Raw genomic sequence first — 13271 nt, 5'->3', positions numbered from 1 at the left:
GCCGGGGTGGTTACCCGGCCGCCGCCGGCTCGTCGAGCCAGCCGCGCCGGCTGACTTCCCAGGCGAGCTGCATCCGGGTCTGCACGTTCATCCGGGCCATGAGGTCGTAGATCCGCCGCTGGACGGTCCGCTGGCTCACCGCGAGCCGGGTCGCGATCGCCTTGTCGGTGACCCCGGCGACCAGCAACGACAGCAGGTGGCGCTCGTCCCGGTCGGGACGGGCGCCACCGCGCGCCGGTTCGGTCGCGTCCTGCGGTGTCCCGTCCGCGCGCAACGGCCAGGCGCGTTCCCAGTAGCTTTCGAACAACGCGATCAACGCGGCCAGCAGGCTGCTGTCGCGGATCAGCGCCGCGGTGGGTTCGCCGGCGCCGTCGAGGGTCTGCACCAGCGGGCACAGTGCGATGGACCCGTCCGCGATCGCCATCCGCACCGGCACCGCCGTGGACGACCGGGCCGCCTCGCCGTGCCGGATGCCGAGCGCGACGTTCTCGATCATCCCGGGCTCTTCCAGCAGGGCTCGTTCGTAAACCACCCGGAACCGCACACCGCGGGCGAGCGCGTCGAACTCGTCGTGGTTCTCCGCCGACGAAATCGCGATGTGCCCGGCCTTGCAGAACCACAGCATCTCGTGGCGGGCCCCGGCCTGCAGGTTCGCCACCTGCTGCCGGATCGCCGCGCTGCCGCTGATCACCTCGACCAGCTGCGTCGCGTCGCGCCGCCGGGCACCGCCGCGGTAGTCCTCGGCCAGCCGGTTCACGGCGGCCCGGGCCCATTCGAGCGACTCTTGCCCGCGCATCAGCAACGGACCGAAGGCGACGTCCGGCGGTGTCGGCGCGTACCGCACCTCGTCCCCGGCGACCAGGCTGACCAGCCCCTTGGCGTGCAGCGAACGCAGCGCGGCCGACACCTGGGACGGCGTGAGCCGCAGTTGCTGGGCCAGCTGCACCGGCCCGGCGTCGAACATCCCGACCAGGAGCCGGTAGACCCGCTCCTCGTCTCCGGTCACCCCGATTGCGTCCAGCATCCGGCGAGCGTAAGCCACCCGCCCGCCGGGGCCGCTCGGGTCCATGCCGAAGAAGTCGTGGAGTCCGTGCCCGGACGGCTCCAGCGTGGAGCACTGGCCGGGCCCGCCCGGGGGCGAGCGGGGATCGCGCGCTCGCCGGGGCGCGGCGCGGCTGATCGAGAGCTGGGCGCCGGTGCCCGCGGCCGCGACGGGTACCGGCGCCGCGAAGTGGGCGGCCATCGCGGCCGCCTGCCCCGTCCGGGAGACCCGCGCCGGGTGGTCTCCCCGTCGCCAGGCGAGGTGCGCCGGAGCCTTGCCCGGCCGCGCCCGCCGGTGCCCAGCCCCGGGGGCGAAGTCGTGGCCCGGGACTCGGTCCGGGGTGGGAGCCGGCTCAGCGCGCGCCCGGGCGCGCGGACCGAGATCATGGGCTGATGACCCGTCCGGGACTCGGTGTCGTCGGCCGCCGCCTGGTGCAGTTCCTGCTCGACGAGCTGCTCGTGTTCGTGCCCACGCTGCTGCTCGCGATCGCCGTCATCTGGCTGTTCCACCCGCACGGCCCGGGCCTGCTGACGTTTTTGGAGGTCGTCGTCTACACGATGCTGGCGCTGGACTTCGTCGGTCTTGTGTTCGTCACCGTGTGGTGGCCCTACCGGCACGGCGGGCAGACCCCGGCCATGCGCTGGCTGCGCCTGCGGATCCAGACCCTCGAAGGCGCGCACCCGTCGCTGGGCGCGTTCGTCGTGCGCGACCTGCTGATGCTGGTCGACGGCTTCGCGTGGGGACTGGCCGGGACCGTGGTGATGCTCGTGACGCGTCGGCGGCAGCGCTTCGGCGACGTCGTGGCGCGCACGGTCGTCGTGCACGTCCCCAGATCAGCGGATCAAGCCGCTGTCCCAGGCCCAGATGGCGATTTCGGTGCGGTTGCGGGCGCTGAGCTTGCGCTTGACCGCGCCGATGTGGGTCTTGACCGTCGGCAGTGACACCACCAGCGAGCGGCAGATCTCGTCGTTGGTTTCGCCGCGGGCCACGGCTTTCACGACATCCAGCTCGCGTGGGGTGAGCGGGCTCGCGGGCTGGACCGCGGGCAGGGAGACGCTGTGCGTGAAGTGCGCCAGCAGCCGCGTGGTGATCGCGGGGGAGACGAGGGCTTCGCCGTGGGCGGCCGCGTGCACGGCTTCGATGAGCAGGTTCGGCCCGGCGTCCTTCAGCAGGAACCCGCAGGCGCCGGCGCGCAGGGCCGCGTGCACGTTCTCGTCCAGCCCGAACGTCGTGACCATCACGACGTGCACCGGATCCGCGACTCCGGGGCCCGCCAGCAGTTCCGTGGCCCGCAGGCCGTCGATGCCGGGCATCCGGATGTCCATCAGCGTGACGTCCGGGCGCAGTTCGCGCGCCAGCCGGACGGCCTGGTCGCCGTCGGCGGCCTCGCCGACGACCTCGATGTCCGGTTCGCCTTCGAGGATCAGCCGGAACCCCGCGCGGACCATCGCCTGGTCGTCGGCGATCAGCACTCGCGTCGGCAACCCCGGTCTCCCTCGCCTCAGCCGGGTTCGAGCGGCAGCCGCGCGACGACGCGCCAGCGCCGGCCCTCCGCCGGTCCCGCCTGCACCGTACCGCCCACCGCCGCGACCCGCTCCGCCATCCCGAGCAGGCCGTAGCCACCCCGGCGGGCGGGCCGGGCGGCGCCGTCGTTGACCACCTCGACCCGCAGCTCGCCACGCGGCTCGTGGCGGACGAGCACCTGCACCTCGGCGGCGTCGGGCGCGTGCCGCCGGACGTTGGTCAGCGACTCGGTGAGCAGCCGGTGCGTGGTGGTCACCACCTCCGGTGCGACGGCCAGCGTGGCGAGGTCGGGGCTCACTTCGAGGTGGATGCGGTCGTCATCGGGCACCGCGCGGTCCACGGCGGTGGCGAGGTCGGCGGGCGGCACGAAGAGGTCTTCGTCGCCGGTCCGCAGCGCGCCGACCAGCCGGCGCATCGCCGACAGTGCGGTCGTGCCCGCGGTTTCCAGCTCGGCGAACGTCGCGGTGTCGCCGCCGGTGCGCTTGGCGACCCGGTGCGCGGCCTGGACGCGCACGACGATGCCGGTGATCTGGTGCGCCACGAGGTCGTGCAGTTCACGGGCCAGCCGCAACCGCTCGGCGGACCGGAGTTCGAGGACGTCCACGCGGTGGCGGACGTCGGCGTCGCGCAGGACCAGGCCACCGGCCAGCGCACCGCCCCAGACCACCGCGGCCCCCGCGGCGTACAGCGCGGCCGGGGAGCCGGTGCCGTAGCGGATGATCGGGGCGAGGGTCACCGCGCAGCCGCCGAGCACGGCTTGGACGGTGGCCGCCCGCGGTGCGAGCCGGTGGCAGGACGCGCCGACCAGGAGCGCGATCGCCAGGGTTTCGGCCGCCCCGGGCTGCGGCGGGAGCCGCGCGCCGGCGACCCCCAGCACCGCCGCGACCGCCGTGCCCAGCAGCGAAAGTCCGGAGACGGCGCCGGCCAGCCCGGCGATGTGGTCGGGGAATCGGCGGCGCAGCACGGCCAGTAGCGCCACGACCGGGCCGACGCCCGGAGCGAACTCGATCGCGACCGTGACGAGCTCGTCCTGCCCCGGCCCCGCCCGGGCGGCGAGGACCGCGTCGAGCAGCACCAGCAGGCCGAGGACGACCGCCTCGGCCACCAGCGGTCCGCGGCGGCCGGTCCACGGGATCCCGGGGTGGCCGGCGAAGGTCATCTGCCGATCGTGCCGCACCCGGCGCCGACGTGCCGCGCGCCGGCCGGGAGTTCGTACCTGGGTACGAGACGGCGGCGGAATCTCGTACCGCCGGTTGATCGCTCCAGGGGGCGTCCCCGCAAAGCTGGCACCATGAACCGATACCTGATGCGAGAGGCCGAGGTGGCGCCCCGGACCGGGTCCGGGAAGATCGAAGGCCTGCCGGGCTGGTACTTCGTGCTCGTCGGGCTGCTGGTCGCGAGCAACGACCTCAGCCTGCAGTTCAGCGACCGGTACTCCTGGGTGGTGTACTTGCCGCTGGCGCTCGTGGCGGTGCACCTCACGCTGTGGTTCACCCTGCTGAACCGGCGCCGCAAGTACCTGCGCGCGGTGTGGCGCAGCAAGCAGGCGCTCGCGCTCGTCGCCGTGCTCTTCGCGCTGAGGCTGGGCCTGCAGTTCGGGCTGGCGAAGCTGACCGACGACGCCGCACCGCTGCACAGCTACACCCACCTGGTCCTCGGCCTCGCGATGCTCGTCGTGACCACGGCGGGAGCCTGGTTCGACCAATGGCTCATCCTGCGGGTGGTCAACCGCGACGCCTGAGCCCTCCGCGGGGCCGAACCGGACGCCCGGCTGCGGCCGGACCGACTTCCCGGCGGGCGGGCGGCAGCGAGGAGCACCACGACCGCGGTGCGGATCCGCGGGAGCTGCACGCACCCGGCGTCACGGGTGTTCGGTCCGCACCCGGCCGAGCGAAGGGACGGCGCGGATCGCTTCGGTGACCCGTTGCCACGCCGGGTCGCCGTCGTAGTCGGTTTCGAGTTCGGGGTACCGCGGTGCGCATGGTTTCGGTCATGCCCTGGGCGCTGCCGGTCTAGGCCGGACCGCGCGCTGATGGTGCTGCCTCGCGCCGGGTGCCCGGCGGCGGCGCACGCCGGGTCGAGCCGTCCGGCGACGATCGGTGCCTGGGCTTCGACGGCGGCCAGCTGGTCGAGGATCAGCACGAAGCCGTCGCTCCGCGAGCACCAGTACAGCGGGTGGCCGGGATCGGCGGCGGCGCCTTACTCGGTGACCTGGGTGCGGTCCGCGCCGCGCTGGACGTGAACTTCTCGGGCACGCTGTCGACGGCCCGCGCTTTCGCGCCGGTCCTCGCCGCGAACGGTGGCGGCGCGATCGTGAACATCGCCTCCTCGGCGTCCTGGTTCGTCTTCCCCGGTAGCAGCGCCTACGCCGTGTCCAAGGCCGCCGTCTGGAGCATGGGCAACGCGCTGCGCCAGGAACTGGCCGGCCGAGGCCGCCCGCCGCACGCCCGACGGTGTGGAAGCCGGTGAAACCGAGGTCGTGGTCGACGAGTTCACGCAGCTGGTCAAGGCGTCGCCGAGCAAGAACCCGCGGGAGTTCGACCGGCAGCTCGCGCAGCTCCTGAACGATCAGTGAGCGTCGGCGCCGGCGAGGGTGGGCGGCGTTCTGCGGAACCGTCCTGGCGAGACGCCGTACTCGCGGCGGAAAGCGGCCGAGAACGCGAATTCGGTCGAGTACCCGACCCGCGGGGCGATGCTCGCCAGCGCGGCGTCGGTTTCCCGGAGCAGCCGGGCGGCCTGGCCCAGCCGCCAGCCGGTCAGGTAGCTCATCGGCGGCCGGCCCACCGCGGTGGTGAACAGCCGGGAAAAAGCAGTGCGGGGCATCCCCGCGACCTCGCTCAGCCGGCCCACCGTCCACGGCCGGTGCGGGCTTTCGTGGATCTCGCGCAGCGCGGCCGCGATCCCCGGGTGGGCGACCTCCGGCCACCCGGCGGCGGTGTCCCGCTCGTGCCACTGGCGGAGGACCTGGACGAGGATCAGGTCCAGCAGCGCCCGCCGCGTCGCGCCGGAGCCCGGCCCGGCTGCCGAGACGTCGGCGAGGAGGAGGTCGATCAGGGAGCGCAGCTCCGGGTGCCGGTCGTAGTCCGGCGACAGCGAGATGAGGTCGGGCAGCGCGCGCAGGTACTGGGGCGCCTGGCCGTGGTCGAGCCGGTAGGCCCCGCACAGGAATTCGAAGGCCGCGGGCTCCGGGACCGGCGGGGGCGCCCCCAGCTCGAAGAGCGGGATGTCCGCCAGGGCGCGGGGTTCCTGGCTGAGCCCGTGCTCGGCGCCGGACGAGGTGAGCACGATGTCGCCCGGCCGCAGGGAGACCGGCTCGCCGTGGCCGATCAGCCAGCAGGAGCCGCGCGTGATGATGTGGAACCCGCTGCCGTGGAACGCGGCGAACCTGAGGCCCGCTGACGGCTGCTTGATCACGCGGGCGCCGGCGCTCCCGACCCGCACGGTGCGGATCACCTCGCTGATCAGGTCCACACCGGCGATGCTACCGGCGCACAGCCGCGTATGAACCGGTGCCGCGGGCGCATGGCACGCCGCGCGCGCCCGGTGCTTGGGTCGACGGGGTGATCGAATACGCGAACGCCCGAACCACGGACCTCCTGCGCACCCACGCCGGGAAAGTCGAACAGAACGAGCGGCCGGCGGTCGAAGGCCTGGCCGCCCTGCACGGGGACGGCGTCTTCGCCTGGCGGACACCCCGGGAGCACGGCGGGGAATGGGCGGACACGGAGACCATCGCGCGCCGGCTGACCGGCCTCGGCCGGGCCTGCCCGTCCACCGCCTGGATCGCCGGGACCTGCGTCACGGCCAAGAACCTCGCCGCCCGTTTCTTCCCCGGTTCCGCGACGCCGGAGTTCTTCGCCGATCCGGACGCGCTCTTCTGCGGTTCGGGGGTGCCCGGCGCGCAGGGTGAGCGGGTGCCGGACGGGGTGCGCGTCACCGGCCGCTGGCCGAACGTCTCGGGCTGCGAAGACGCCGTGTGGGCCACGCTCGCGGTGCTGGTCGACGGCGAGTTTTCTTTCGCGGTGGTGCCGACGGCCGACCTCGTCGTCGAGCGGACCTGGGCCGTGGCGGGCATGCGTGGCACCGGTAGCCACACCTTGGTCGCCGACGGCGTCCACGTGCCGGCCGGCCGGATCACGGCGGCGGCGCCCTTCCCCCTGGGCGACTTGATGCTGTACGCCACCACGGTGCTCGGTCCGGTCGTGGGTGCCGCCCGAGGGGCGCTCGACGCCGTCATCGCGATGTTCGGCTCGGACCGCAAACCGTTCATGTCCGCGTATTCGCGCATGGGCGAGTCGGCGGGGGCCCGTCAGTGGCTGGCGGAGGCCGCTCACCTCGTGGGCCGTGCTGAGAAGACGATGCTCGAGGTGGCCCGCGAAGCGAGCTCGGCCGAGTTGTCCGCTGTGGACGGTCCCCGGCTGCGCATGGCGCTCGCGGACGCGGGCCGGGACTGCCGGGCCGCCGTCGAGCGGATGCTCGACCTGCACGGTCCGAGCGGTTTCGCGACGTCGAACGAGCTGCAGCGCTTCTGGCGGGACGTCGCCGTCGGCAGCAGGCACCCGCACCTCAACCCGTACCTCGCGGTCGAAACCCTGGGCACCGCCCTGGTGCCCGCCGAGCGGTGACCGACCGGGCGCCCGCGATCGTCGACACAGTGTCGAATTTTATCAACAAGGCGTAGAGTCCAGGGCATGACGAAGCGAACCTTCCTGATCACCGGGGCCGGCAGCGGTCTCGGCCGCGCTTTCGCCCAGGGCGCGCTGGCGGCCGGGCACACCGTCGTCGGCACCGTGCGCAAGCCCGAAGACGCCGGGCGGTTCGAGGCGCTCGCGCCCGGTCGCGCCCACGCCCGGCAGCTCGACGTGACCGACGACGAGGCCGTGTTCGCCGCGGTCGGCGAGGTCGAACGCAGCGTCGGCCCCATCGACGTGCTGATCGCGAACGCCGGCTACGGGCACGAGGGTGTGTTCGAGGAGTCCCCGATGGCCGAACTGCGCGCGCAGTTCGACGTCAACGTCTTCGGCGTGGCGGCCACCGTCCACGCCGTCCTGCCGGGCATGCGGAAACGGCGGGCGGGGCACATCTTCGCGGTCAGCTCGATGGGCGGGCTGATGACCGTCCCCGGGCTGGCGTACTACTGCGGCAGCAAGTACGCGGTGGAGGGCATGCTGGAGACGCTGGCCAAGGAGGTCGCGGGGTTCGGTGTACGGGTGACCGTCATCGAGCCCGGTTCGTTCCGGACGGACTGGGCGGGCCGCTCGATGGTCCGCAGCGAGCGCTCGATCGCGGACTACGACGAGCTCTTCGAGCCGATCCGCGCGGCCCGGCAGGCCGCCAGCGGCAACCAGCTGGGGGACCCGGCCAAGGCCGCCGAAGCCGTGCTCGCCGTCCTCGAGGCGGAGAAGCCGCCCGTGCACCTCGTCCTCGGTTCGGACGCGTTGCGGCTCGTCGCGAGCGGCCGGGCCGCGGTGGCCGCGGACATCGAAAGCTGGGCCGGGCTGTCGCGATCGACGGACTTCCCGGACGGGCACCAGATCGCGGCGAACTGACCGCCGTGCGATCGTGAGCTGTACCCGCGGGAAGGGAGGGGCACGCGATGCCTGACAAGGCCGTCCGGCGGCGGTCCGGTGGACCGTCCAAAGGGGACTTGCGCGAGCTGAAGATCCTCGAGGTACTCGAGGAACTGTTGGCGGAGAAGAGCTTCGACGCGCTGACGACCACCGACATCGCCGAACGCGCCGGGCTCTCCCGCGCGTCGCTGTACTTCTACTTCAGTTCCAAGCAGGAGGCGCTCGTCGCCCTGTTCGCCAGGACCGTCGAGGCGCTCCACGAGAAGTCGCGCGCGGCGGCCGGCGACCCGGCCGCACCCACGGACGCGATCGCGACGGCCCTGCGCCGCACCCGCGACCGCTGGCGCGAGCACGGCCTGGTGATGCGCGTCGCGATCGACCAGTCCTCGGCGATACCCGAGCTGGGTGCGCTGTGGACGGAAACCGCGGAGATCTTCATCGACGCGATCACGGTGATCCTGCTCCGCGCCGGCGTCCCGGACGGCGACGGCCCGGCGGGCGCACGGGCCGTCGCGGGGGCGGTGTGCTGGATGATCGAGCGGACGTTCTACCACGCGTCGGCGGTTTCTCCCGAAGCGCTCGACCAGGCCGCCGAGACCTGCCGGGTGGTGTGGCTGCGGGTCGCGGGGATCGAGCCCTGACCGGCCGCGAACCGGTGCCGAGCGCCCGGCGGTGCGGGAGACCGGTTGCGCGCGCACCGGCACGGTGGCCTCGAGCTGCCGCGGCAGGTCCGTGGTCAGCCGATCGAGCCGGGACCGGATCCGCCCGAGGCCGGGGCGGGTGGCGGGAGGTTCGCCGGGGTGTGCCGTCCGGTGGGCGAACAGGCCTTTTGGACCGCTCGGCTCACTTGGCTGGCGCCTGGGGAGGTGCGCGGCACCCGCGATACCGACCGTTCTATCTGTTACACTCGAGCGGATGGTGCGCAACACTCGAGGCCAGGTGTCCGAAGCGCGGTCGAGGCTGCTCGCGACGGCCACCCGGATCTTCTACGCGGACGGGTTGCACTCCGTGGGGATCGACCGGATCGTCGCGGAGGCGCAGGTCACCCGCGCCACGCTGTACCGGCACTTCCCCGGCAAAGAAGACCTCGTAGTCGCGTATTTGCAGGGTGTGCACGAGATGGAGCGCGAAGGGTTCGGGAAGGTGCTGGTCGGCGGCCTTTCGGCTGCGGACAAGCTGCGAGCCATCGCCGGATCGATCGCCGACGGCATCCGCTCCGCCCAGTTCCGCGGCTGCGCGTTCCTCAACGCGGTCGCGGAGTACCCGGATCCCGCGCACCCCGTGCACCAAGCCGTCCTCGCGCATCGCGAGTGGTTCCTGAACATCGTCACGGACCTGCTCGCGCAGGTCGGCGACACGCCGCCGGAACTCGCGGGACGGCACTTCGTCATGCTGCGCGACGGCGCGATGGTCTCGGGTTGCTTGGCCGACCCCGCCGGCGTCCGCGACACGTTCCTGCAAGGCGTCGACGGGATCCTGCAGCACCGCATCGACGCCGCCTCGAAGTAGCGGGCCGGCGTGTCGGAGCTCGGTGAAGCGCGACGGTTCGATGACAACCTCTGCCCTGACGGCCGCGCGTTCGCGCGCCGGGCCCGTCGGCGACTCCCTCGCGGTCGACCGCTACCGCAGCTGTAACTGAGCCGACACCTCGGCCGCCGTGGGCGATCGAGGCGGTCCTCTCTCGTGCGTAATGAATCGGAAAGAACGTTCTGTCTTGACGGTGCGCGGCGCGCCCACCATGCTGAATTGAGATAGAACGTTCGGTCTTGTTGGGGAGGTTCCCCGCAGTGCTGAGAGGATCATGGTGACTACTGTCGACTCGCCCGCCGTAGGTGGGTTCGCCCCGGCTCTGCGCCGGTTGTACTTCGTGCGCTTCGCGTTCGCCATCGTGTGGGCGGTCCTGGTTTTCCTGACGACCAAGTCGGGCTTGGGGGCGGTCGGCATCGTCTTGGCCGTCCTGTACCCGCTGTTCGACGTGGGTTCGGCCGTGGTGGACGCTCGCTCGTCGAAGGGCGGCGGGTCGGTGACCGCGCTGTACGTGAACATGGCGATCAGCCTGCTCGCGGCCATCGGGATCGGTGTCGCGTCCGCGTCCGGCGTGGCGGGCGTGCTGCGGGTGTGGGGGGCCTGGGCGATCGTGGCCGGGGTGGTCCAGCTGATCGTCGGTGTCCGCCGCCGCAAGATGGGTGGCCAGTGGCCGATGATGCTCAGCGGTGGCATCTCCGTGCTGGCCGGCGCCAACTTCGTCATCGGCGCCTCCGCGGCCGACCCGTCGCTGGCCAACGTGGCCGGGTACGCGGTGCTCGGCGGTATCTTCTTCCTCGTCTCGGCGATCCGGCTCGGCCGCGCCGCCAAGGGGAACTGACGTGGGCACCTACGACGTCATCGTCATCGGCGCGGGCCCGGTCGGGGAAAACGCCGCCGACCGGATCGTCCAGGGCGGTCTGACCGCCGCGATCGTCGAGCGCGACCTGGTCGGTGGCGAGTGCTCCTACTGGGCGTGCATGCCGACCAAGGCGTTGCTGCGCAGCGGGGCGGCGCTCCGCGCCGCCCGGCAGGTGCCCGGCGCTCGCGAAGCCGTGACGGGTGAGCTTGACGTGGCGGCCGTGCTCCGCCGGCGCGACTCCTTCGCCTCGGATTGGAACGACGAGGGCCAGGTGTCCTGGCTCGAGTCGGCCGGCATCCCGCTGTACCGCGGCCACGGCCGGCTCGCCGGAGCCCGGGTCGTCGAGGTGACCGCCGCCGACGGCACCACCACGACGCTGACCGCGCGGCACGCGGTGATCGTCGCGACCGGCAGCAGCGCGCTCGTCCCGGACATCGACGGCCTCCGCGCGGCCGGGCCGTGGACCAGCCGGGAAACCGTCGCGGCGAAGGAGGTTCCCGCCCGGCTCGCCGTCATCGGCGGCGGGGTGGTGGCTTCGGAAATGGCGACCGCGTACCGCGAGCTGGGGTCGTCGGTGACGATGCTGGCCCGCGACGGCGTGCTGCACCTCAACGAGCCGTTCGTCGGTGAGCGCGTCGCGGAGTCGCTCGAGGAGAAGGGGGTTTCGGTCCGCATCGGTGCCGAGGCCGGCTCCGTCAAGCGCAACGAAGACGGCACGGTGTCGATCACGCTCACCGACGGCGAGCAGCTCGACGCCGACGAACTGCTCGTCGCGATCGGCCGCACGCCGAACACCCAGGACATCGGCCTGGACACCGTCGGCCTGGAACCGGGTGCCTGGCTCACGGTCGACAGCACGATGCGGGTGCGCGGAGCGGACGGCTGGCTCTACGCCGCCGGGGACGTGAACCGGCGTGTTCTCCTCACGCACCAAGGAAAGTACCAGGCCCGAGCGGTGGGCGACGTGATCGTGGCGCGCGCGAAGGACGAACCGGTCGACGACGGCGAGTGGGGCCGCCACGCGGCGACCGCCGACGAGCGCGCCGTGCCGCAGGTCGTCTTCACCGACCCGGAAATCGCAGCCGTGGGACTGACCGCGGCCAAGGCCGAGGCCGCCGGGCTGCGGATCCGCGTCGTCGACTACGACCTGGCCGCCACCGCCGGCTCCGCCGTGCACGCCGAGGGCTACCGGGGACACGCCCGGATGGTCGTCGACGAGGACCGCAAGGTGATCGTCGGTTTCACACTCGTCGGGCCGGACGTCGCGGAAATGCTGCACGCGGCGACGATCGCCGTGGTCGGTGCGGTGCCGCTGGACCGGCTGTGGCACGCGGTCCCGGCGTTTCCCACCGTCAGCGAGGTGTGGCTGCGGCTGCTCGAAGCCTACGGCCGTTGATCAGCCCGTTGCCCCCGCCCCGCCGCGATCCGGCGGGGCGCCTTCTTTGCCCGGAAGGGGTTCCCCGTCATGCGTCCCCGCCCTTCCCGCGTTGCCGTCGCCACCGGCTGTCTGTCCACCACGGACCGCCCCGCCGCGGCCGACTACGCCGAGGCGACCGGCGGGGACGGACCGCGATGACGCCCGACGAGGAGACGCTCGCGGACCTCGAACGCGAGTTCGCCGTCTTCGTCCGCCAGGACCGCGTCGCGTCGGGACGGCTCGGCCGGGAAGTGCACCCGGGCCTCAACGTTGCCGCGTACCGCTTGCTGGCCCACTTGGCCGACCGCGGCCCGCGCCGGCCGACCGGGCTCGCGTGCCACGTCGGAGTGACGGCGCCGACCATCTCCCGCCAGCTCCAGCAGCTGGAGGAGCTGGGACTCGTCGAGCGCGTCCCGGCACCGGACGACGGCCGGGCGTACCTGGTGCGGCTGACCGAAGCGGGCGACCGCCGCGTCGCCGACGTCCGGGCCGCCCGCGGCGGCCGGCTGGGGGAGCGCCTGGCGTCGTGGCCGGAGCACGACATCCGCACGTTCGCCGAACTGCCGGCGAGGTTCAACGGCAGCGCCGCACGGCCGTCCCGCCGGTGCGGCGGACGAGGGTGAGAGGAGTCCACTGTGGACGCCGACGGGCGGCTTCGTGGGATCCCGCTGCCGTTCCCTGCGCGCAAGCACGCGCGCGGCGACGAGGCCCGGGGGAAGACGCGGCAGTGGGCGCACCGCCTCGGCTGATCCGGAGCGAGGGCACGCTGCGGGAGTTTTCTCCGCGTTCGGCGACATCCAGGACGACGCGCTGCCGGCCGGGAAACGCGTCGAGTACGAACGGCTCCGGCGCCAGGTCCTCGAAACGGCCGACCAGCGGGGCGACGGCCGGGCCGGGCGCTTCGCCCTCAACCTCGAAATCTGGCTCACCGGCCACGCCAGGGAACACGCTTTCCGGTCGGCGGGCGTGACGCCGGGGTTCGCCGAGTACGCCCGGCTGCGACGCGACGCCTCGACCGTGCTGCCCCACTGCGACCTGATCGAACGGGCCGCCGGGGCCGAGCTGCCCGGCGCGCTCTACTTGCCAGGGCAAGTGCCAGGAAATCGTGGCCGCCACCGCGGACGTCATGTGCTGGACCAACGACGTCCACTCGCTGGCCGCCGAGCTGGCGGCGGGCGATCCGATCAACTTCGTCCTCGCCCGGGAACACCGGCTCGGCTGGGCGGACGCGGTGCGGCGCGTCGGCGACCTGAACGCGGACCGGGTCGCCGACCGGGGCGAGGCGAAGCTCCGGCCGGCCGCCGAGCTGGCCGAACTGGGGCCGCGGTCCGG

14 protein-coding genes and 2 pseudogenes are annotated in these 13271 nt (G+C 73.0%); 12 read left to right on the top strand and 4 right to left on the bottom strand.

Features of this window, described 5'->3' with window-relative positions; genetic code table 11:
• Positions 1-10: 10 nt before the first annotated feature.
• Positions 11-1243 (bottom strand): LuxR C-terminal-related transcriptional regulator, encoded by a 1233-nt coding sequence (locus tag AB0B33_RS31560; protein WP_360778233.1) that lies wholly within the window; start codon positions 1241-1243, stop codon positions 11-13.
• 191 nt (positions 1244-1434) lie between these two features.
• Here AB0B33_RS31560 and AB0B33_RS31555 point away from each other — a divergent pair, with 191 nt between their 5' ends.
• Positions 1435-1983 (top strand): RDD family protein, encoded by a 549-nt coding sequence (locus AB0B33_RS31555; protein WP_360778231.1) that lies wholly within the window; start codon positions 1435-1437, stop codon positions 1981-1983.
• Here AB0B33_RS31555 and AB0B33_RS31550 read toward each other — a convergent pair.
• Both AB0B33_RS31550 and AB0B33_RS31545 read right to left on the bottom strand, forming a co-directional pair.
• The gene (locus AB0B33_RS31550) at positions 1876-2526 is read right to left on the bottom strand and encodes a response regulator transcription factor (protein WP_360778228.1); all 651 of its coding nucleotides are present in this window, start codon (positions 2524-2526) and stop codon (positions 1876-1878) included. The two genes, AB0B33_RS31555 and AB0B33_RS31550, sit on opposite strands and share 108 nt — an antisense overlap.
• Before the next feature lie 17 nt (positions 2527-2543).
• Positions 2544-3725 (bottom strand): histidine kinase, encoded by a 1182-nt coding sequence (locus AB0B33_RS31545; protein ID WP_360778225.1) that lies wholly within the window; start codon positions 3723-3725, stop codon positions 2544-2546.
• Positions 3726-3857: 132 nt separating this feature from the next.
• Between AB0B33_RS31545 and AB0B33_RS31540 the strand changes: the two genes are divergently transcribed.
• Both AB0B33_RS31540 and AB0B33_RS31535 read left to right on the top strand, forming a co-directional pair.
• On the top strand, positions 3858-4307 hold the full coding sequence (locus AB0B33_RS31540) for a hypothetical protein (RefSeq protein ID WP_360778222.1): 450 nt from the start codon (positions 3858-3860) through the stop codon (positions 4305-4307).
• Positions 4308-4618: 311 nt separating this feature from the next.
• Complete coding sequence (locus AB0B33_RS31535) at positions 4619-5035, top strand: SDR family NAD(P)-dependent oxidoreductase (protein WP_360778219.1); 417 nt, start codon at positions 4619-4621, stop codon at positions 5033-5035.
• A 99-nt stretch (positions 5036-5134) separates the two neighbouring features.
• On the opposite strand, the gene AB0B33_RS31530 is transcribed toward AB0B33_RS31535, so the two are convergent.
• Positions 5135-6037 carry an AraC family transcriptional regulator gene (locus AB0B33_RS31530; RefSeq protein ID WP_360778216.1) on the bottom strand — a complete coding sequence of 301 codons (903 nt, stop codon included), beginning with the start codon at positions 6035-6037 and terminating at the stop codon, positions 5135-5137.
• Positions 6038-6126: 89 nt separating this feature from the next.
• On the opposite strand from AB0B33_RS31530, the gene AB0B33_RS31525 reads away from it, so the two are divergent.
• The 9 genes and pseudogenes from AB0B33_RS31525 to AB0B33_RS31485 all read left to right on the top strand — a co-directional run.
• Positions 6127-7191 (top strand): acyl-CoA dehydrogenase family protein, encoded by a 1065-nt coding sequence (locus AB0B33_RS31525; protein ID WP_360778214.1) that lies wholly within the window; start codon positions 6127-6129, stop codon positions 7189-7191.
• A 66-nt stretch (positions 7192-7257) separates the two neighbouring features.
• A complete protein-coding gene (locus tag AB0B33_RS31520) occupies positions 7258-8115 on the top strand; it encodes an oxidoreductase (RefSeq protein WP_360778211.1) in 858 nt (285 codons plus the stop codon).
• A gap of 47 nt (positions 8116-8162) precedes the next feature.
• Positions 8163-8777: a TetR/AcrR family transcriptional regulator gene (locus AB0B33_RS31515; protein ID WP_360778208.1), complete on the top strand. Its 615-nt coding sequence runs from the start codon at positions 8163-8165 to the stop codon at positions 8775-8777.
• 274 nt (positions 8778-9051) lie between these two features.
• Positions 9052-9645: a TetR/AcrR family transcriptional regulator gene (locus tag AB0B33_RS31510; RefSeq protein ID WP_360778206.1), complete on the top strand. Its 594-nt coding sequence runs from the start codon at positions 9052-9054 to the stop codon at positions 9643-9645.
• A gap of 292 nt (positions 9646-9937) precedes the next feature.
• Positions 9938-10501, top strand: a complete 564-nt coding sequence (locus tag AB0B33_RS31505; protein ID WP_360778204.1) for a hypothetical protein — start codon at positions 9938-9940, stop codon at positions 10499-10501.
• A gap of 1 nt (position 10502) precedes the next feature.
• The gene (locus AB0B33_RS31500) at positions 10503-11918 is read left to right on the top strand and encodes an NAD(P)/FAD-dependent oxidoreductase (protein ID WP_360778202.1); all 1416 of its coding nucleotides are present in this window, start codon (positions 10503-10505) and stop codon (positions 11916-11918) included.
• Positions 11919-12094: 176 nt separating this feature from the next.
• Positions 12095-12562: a MarR family transcriptional regulator gene (locus AB0B33_RS31495; RefSeq protein WP_360778200.1), complete on the top strand. Its 468-nt coding sequence runs from the start codon at positions 12095-12097 to the stop codon at positions 12560-12562.
• 166 nt (positions 12563-12728) lie between these two features.
• A pseudogene (locus AB0B33_RS31490) lies at positions 12729-13004 on the top strand (terpene synthase family protein); the annotation flags it as partial.
• 25 nt (positions 13005-13029) lie between these two features.
• Positions 13030-13197 (top strand): annotated as a pseudogene (locus AB0B33_RS31485) (terpene synthase family protein); the annotation flags it as partial.
• Positions 13198-13271: the final 74 nt, after the last annotated feature.

The organism is Amycolatopsis sp. NPDC049159, from assembly GCF_040648295.1.
GTDB classification, from domain to species: Bacteria; Actinomycetota; Actinomycetes; order Mycobacteriales; family Pseudonocardiaceae; genus Amycolatopsis; species Amycolatopsis pretoriensis_A.
Note: the sequence above shows the minus strand (reverse complement) of the source record. Positions and strands in the feature narration are given on the sequence as shown.